Below are 4,293 nucleotides of genomic sequence, written 5' to 3'. Positions count from 1 at the left end.
GCAGGGCCTACCGCGACGCGGTGGTCGAGGCCGGCATCACCCCAGCTGCCACGCCCGTGTTCGTGGGCGCCGCGGTGTGCGCCGCCGTGGCCGCGGCGCTGGCGCTCTGGGTGCTGCCGCGACGACGGGCGTGAGGGTCGATATTCTCGCCGGCATGGGCTCCTTCGACGACCTCCTGTCCGCCAACGCCGACTTCGCCTCCCGCTTCGACCTCGCCGGCTTCGACGGCGTCGCCCGCGCCGGTGTCGCCATGGTCACCTGCATGGATTCGCGCATCGACCCGCTGGGCATGATCGGGCTCCAGCCCGGTGACGCCAAGATCCTGCGCAACCCCGGTGGCCGCGTCACCGACCAGGCGCTCGTCGCCCTCGTGCTGGGCGTCCACCTGCTGGGCGTCGAGCGCATCCTGGTCGTCGAGCACACCCGGTGCGCGATGGCCTCCAAGCCCGAGCACGAGCTGCACGAGGCGCTGACGCAGAGCGCCGGCCAGGACGCCTCGTGGATGACGCTGGGCGCCATCACCGACCAGCAGCAGACCATCCGCCACGATCTGCACCGCGTGCGCAGCCACCCGCTCATCGGCGACCGCGCCGTCGTCGGCGGGTTCGTCTACGACGTCGACTCGGGGCTGCTGTCGCCGGTCGAGGAGTAGACCGCGTGACCCGCAGCGACCTGGCCGACGAAGCCTCCTCCCGGGCCACGAGCCCGGGGGGCCTCCTGCCGGGCGACGCCGTGCGCGTCGCGTCGCTGCTCAGCCTGCTCGTCGCCGCCGTGGCGTACGGCGGCGTCGCCGGACCGCTGTTCCTGCTCGTCCTGGGCGGCACGATGGTCCCCCGCGCGCTCGGTCTGCCCGACTCCCTCGACGTGGCCTACGGCACGACGCTGCTCGTGGCCGCCTGGGCCGCGCAGCTGGACTGGTACGTCACGGTGCCGGGCCTGGACCTAGGGGTCCACGCCGTGGCCACGGGTCTCGTGGCCGCCGTGGCGCACCTGGCCCTGACCCGCCTGGGCGTCGTGCCGCCGGCCGGCTCCCCCGGCCTGCTGCGCCCGCGCCTGGGCGTCGCCGTCGTCACGGTCGCGCTGGGCCTCGCCCTGGCCACGGTCTGGGAGCTCGGCGAGTGGGCGGGCCACACCTTCCTCGACGACCGCATCCAGGTCGGCTACGCCGACACGGTCGGCGACCTGCTGGCCGGGGCCGCCGGCACCCTGGTGGCCGCGGTGCTGCTGGCCCGCCGGCAGAGCGCGGACGCCCGATGAGCCGCGCCACCGTCTCGGTCGTCGTGCCGGTCCGCGACGACGCGGTCGCCCTGGAGGCGCTGCTGACCCGGCTCGCGCACCAGACCCGCCTCCCGGACGAGGTCGTGGTCGTCGACAACGGCTCGACCGACGCCTCGGCGTCCGTCGCCCGCGCTCACGGTGCCCGGGTGGTGGACGAGCCGCGGGTCGGCATCCCGCGGTCGGCCGCGACGGGCTACGACGCCGCGTCCGGCGAGCTCGTCGTGCGCTGCGACGCCGACACCGTGCCGGGCCGACGCTGGCTGGAGCGCCTCGTGGCCCCACTGGAGGCCGACGACCGGCTCGACGCCGTGACCGGCGTCGGCACGTTCCACGACGCGCCGGGCGGGCTGCGCACGCTGCTCGCCGTGCTCTACCTGGGGGCCTACTACGTCAGCTCGCACCTGGCGCTCGGCCACACCGTGCTGTGGGGCTCGAACATGGCCGTGCGGCGCACGTCGTGGAAGGCGGCCGCGGACGCCGTGCACCGCGACGCCGACGTCCACGACGACATGGACCTGGCCTTCGTCCTCGGCCCCGGGAGCCGCATCCGGCTCGTGCCCGTCGTGGTCGGCGTCTCGGCCCGCTCGCTGCGCGGCGGGAGCCACCTGCGCCGTCGCCTCGGTCGGGCCCGGCGCACGTTGGAGCTCAACTGGCGCACGAGCCCGCCGTGGCTGCGCTGGCGCGACCGCTACCAGGACACGTGGGGCCAGATCAGCAGCTGGGTGAGCAGGAAGCCGGCCAGGTAGTTCAGCCACAGGAAGCGCCGCCAGCCGGCGTTCGCGCGCTCGCAGTCGGTGTCGGCCAGCCGCAGGAACGGCAGCACGTTGACGACGTACGGCAGCACCAGCGCCGCGGCCAGGGTGTATGGCCAGGGCAGCGTCAGCAGCACCAGGCCGCCCACGACGTACGCGGCGAGCGCGAGCCAGGTCGTCCGCGCCGCGCCCAGCACCGTGGCGACCGAGCCGATGCCGCCGGCCCGGTCGGCCTCGACGTCCTGCACCGCGCCGAACGCGTGGGACCCCACGCCCCACAGGAAGAACCCGACGAGGGCCGCCGCGTTGTCGGTGAGCGACGCCCCGGCCAGGGCCAGGCCGACGACGGCCGGGCTGACGAAGTGGGTGCTGGAGGTCAGCGAGTCCAGGAACGGACGCTCCTTGAAGCGCAGCACGGGCGCGGAGTACGCGACGACCGCGAAGACACTGACCGCCAGCACGAGCGCCGAGCGCACGTCACCGAGCACCAGCAGGGCGGCGAGGAACGGGACGTTCGTGGCGACGGCCGCGACGATCGTCGTGCGGTGCACGCGCCGGTCGAGCACGACGCCCTCGACCCCGCCCTTGCGCGGGTTGCGCACGTCGGACTCGTAGTCGAAGACGTCGTTCACCCCGTACATGAGCAGGTTGTACGGCACGAGGAAGTAGACGACGCCGAGCACGAACGTCCAATCGACGCCACCGCCGGCCAGCAGGTAGGCGGCACCGAAGGGGTAGGCGGTGTTGACCCAGCTCAGCGGGCGCGACGACCCGAGCACCTGGCGCACCGGGCTCGGGGCGGGACGACCGGCCGCGGCGGCGCTCACGCGACGTCCTCCGTGCTCGAGGTCAGCAGGGCCAGCCCCGGCAGCCCGAGGCCGGCGGCGAGCGGCCAGGCGAAGTCCTCGACCGGTGCCAGGCCGAGCCGCAGCCCGGACGTGATGTCGTCGTCGTAGCGGAAGAGGTCCGCGGCGATCATGAGGTTGTCGAAGACCGCGGTGAGGACGAGCAGCGCCAGCAGGGTCAGTGCGGTGGCCGTCCACCAGCGCCGCGAGGGACGCCGGACGACCACGGCCACGACCAGGACGGCGGCGGCCAGGCCGACGAACGGGACGGCGAGCGAGGCGTAGGTCATCGCGCCGTCCTCTCCGCCGGCGCCGTGGCCCGGGGCGCCAGCACGACCCGCGCGAGCAGACGGTGCAGCACCATCGTGAGGTAGCCGAAGAACAGGATGAAGAACAGCTCCTCCAGCGGCAGCTCGTCGGCGAGCTCGACGCCGGTCATCGCCGGCGAGTCGCCGCGCTCGTAGACGCCCAGCGAGATGGCGACGAGGTCCCAGGTCAGGAAGAACGCGAGAGCCGCACCCACCAGCGCCAGGGCGCGTCCGGGCCGGTCGAACAGGAACAGCCGCCGGCGCCGGTCGACCAGGCCCATGCAGACCGTCGAGCCGAGGATCGCCAGCAGGTACAGCGCGCTCATCTCTGATCCCCTACGGGCAGCGGCGTGGTCGTGCGGTCGCCGCGGACGCGCTTGAGCGCCAGCTCGGCGCTGATGAGGCACATCGGCAGCCCGATGCCGGGGATCGTGCCGTTGCCGGCGTAGACGAGCCCCTCGACGTGGCGCGACGCGTTGCCGGCGCGGAAGAAGGCGCTCTGGCGCAGCACGTGCGCCGGTCCCAGGGCCCCGCCGGACCACGCGTTGAGGTCGGCGGCGAAGTCGCCCGGCGCGATGGTGCGTCGCACGACGACGCGCTCGGCCAGGTCGGGCACGCCCGCCTCGTGGGCGATCATCGCGATCGCGGCGTCGACCGCCTTCTCCACCACCGGGTCGCCCGCGCCGTCGACGCCACCGCGTCCGAGCTCGGGGTCGGCCGGCACCGGGACGAGGACGAACAGGTTCTCGTGTCCCGAAGGCGCGACGCTCGGGTCGGTGGCCGACGGACGGCACACGTACGCCGACGCCGGGTCGGGCACCCGCGTGGGCGCGGCGAAGATCGCGTCGAAGTTCTCGCGCCAGTCCTCGGTGAAGAACAGCGAGTGGTGGGCCAGCTCGGGCAGCTCCCCGCGCACGCCCAGGCAGGCCAGGACGGCACCGGGCCCCGGGTCGCGACGCTCCCAGTAGGACGCGTCGTAGGTGCGCAGGTCGTCCGGCACCAGCTGCGTCTCGACGTGGTGCAGGTCGGCCGCGCCGACGACGAGGTCGGCCTCCGAGCAGCTGGTCGGCGCCACCGGGGGTGCGCACCCGCACGCGCGCACCCGCGGAC

General features: G+C 74.4%; 7 protein-coding genes. 3 read left to right on the top strand and 4 right to left on the bottom strand.

Annotated elements, in window-relative coordinates:
- Positions 1-130: 130 nt before the first annotated feature.
- The 3 genes from AC2W7G_RS10200 to AC2W7G_RS10190 are packed head-to-tail and all read left to right on the top strand — an operon-like array spanning position 131 to position 2,024.
- Positions 131-652 carry a beta-class carbonic anhydrase gene (locus AC2W7G_RS10200; protein ID WP_485868334.1) on the top strand — a complete coding sequence of 174 codons (522 nt, stop codon included), beginning with the start codon at positions 131-133 and terminating at the stop codon, positions 650-652.
- 5 nt (positions 653-657) lie between these two features.
- Entirely contained in the window at positions 658-1,257 is a 600-nt protein-coding gene (locus tag AC2W7G_RS10195; protein WP_485868333.1) for a DUF2238 domain-containing protein, read from the top strand.
- Positions 1,254-2,024, top strand: a complete 771-nt coding sequence (locus AC2W7G_RS10190; protein WP_485868332.1) for a glycosyltransferase family 2 protein — start codon at positions 1,254-1,256, stop codon at positions 2,022-2,024. Before AC2W7G_RS10195 ends, AC2W7G_RS10190 begins: the two co-directional genes overlap by 4 nt.
- Here AC2W7G_RS10190 and AC2W7G_RS10185 read toward each other — a convergent pair.
- The 4 genes from AC2W7G_RS10185 to crtI form a co-directional block, all read right to left on the bottom strand.
- Positions 1,967-2,857 (bottom strand): prenyltransferase, encoded by an 891-nt coding sequence (locus AC2W7G_RS10185; RefSeq protein ID WP_485868331.1) that lies wholly within the window; start codon positions 2,855-2,857, stop codon positions 1,967-1,969. The genes AC2W7G_RS10190 and AC2W7G_RS10185 overlap by 58 nt on opposite strands.
- On the bottom strand, positions 2,854-3,165 hold the full coding sequence (locus AC2W7G_RS10180; RefSeq protein WP_485868330.1) for a lycopene cyclase domain-containing protein: 312 nt from the start codon (positions 3,163-3,165) through the stop codon (positions 2,854-2,856). Before AC2W7G_RS10180 ends, AC2W7G_RS10185 begins: the two co-directional genes overlap by 4 nt.
- Positions 3,162-3,509 carry a lycopene cyclase domain-containing protein gene (locus AC2W7G_RS10175; protein ID WP_485868329.1) on the bottom strand — a complete coding sequence of 116 codons (348 nt, stop codon included), beginning with the start codon at positions 3,507-3,509 and terminating at the stop codon, positions 3,162-3,164. Before AC2W7G_RS10175 ends, AC2W7G_RS10180 begins: the two co-directional genes overlap by 4 nt.
- Positions 3,506-4,293: phytoene desaturase family protein (crtI, locus tag AC2W7G_RS10170; RefSeq protein ID WP_485868328.1), on the bottom strand; the 788-nt coding region annotated here is incomplete at its 5' end. The genes AC2W7G_RS10175 and crtI, both read right to left, overlap by 4 nt.

It is taken from the genome of Aeromicrobium sp. PFPM2_SD2, from assembly GCF_057364525.1.
The sequence above is the reverse complement of the archived record's forward strand: the minus strand, read 5'-3'. Positions and strand labels throughout refer to the sequence as shown.

What these genes read in the sequence shown, in the direction of transcription:
- AC2W7G_RS10180 (WP_485868330.1), bottom strand. Translation starts at nt 3,165, where the DNA reads ATGACCTACGCCTCGCTCGCCGTCCCGTTCGTCGGCCTGGCCGCCGCC.
- AC2W7G_RS10175 (WP_485868329.1), bottom strand. Translation starts at nt 3,509, where the DNA reads ATGAGCGCGCTGTACCTGCTGGCGATCCTCGGCTCGACGGTCTGCATG.
- AC2W7G_RS10190 (WP_485868332.1), top strand. Translation starts at nt 1,254, where the DNA reads ATGAGCCGCGCCACCGTCTCGGTCGTCGTGCCGGTCCGCGACGACGCG.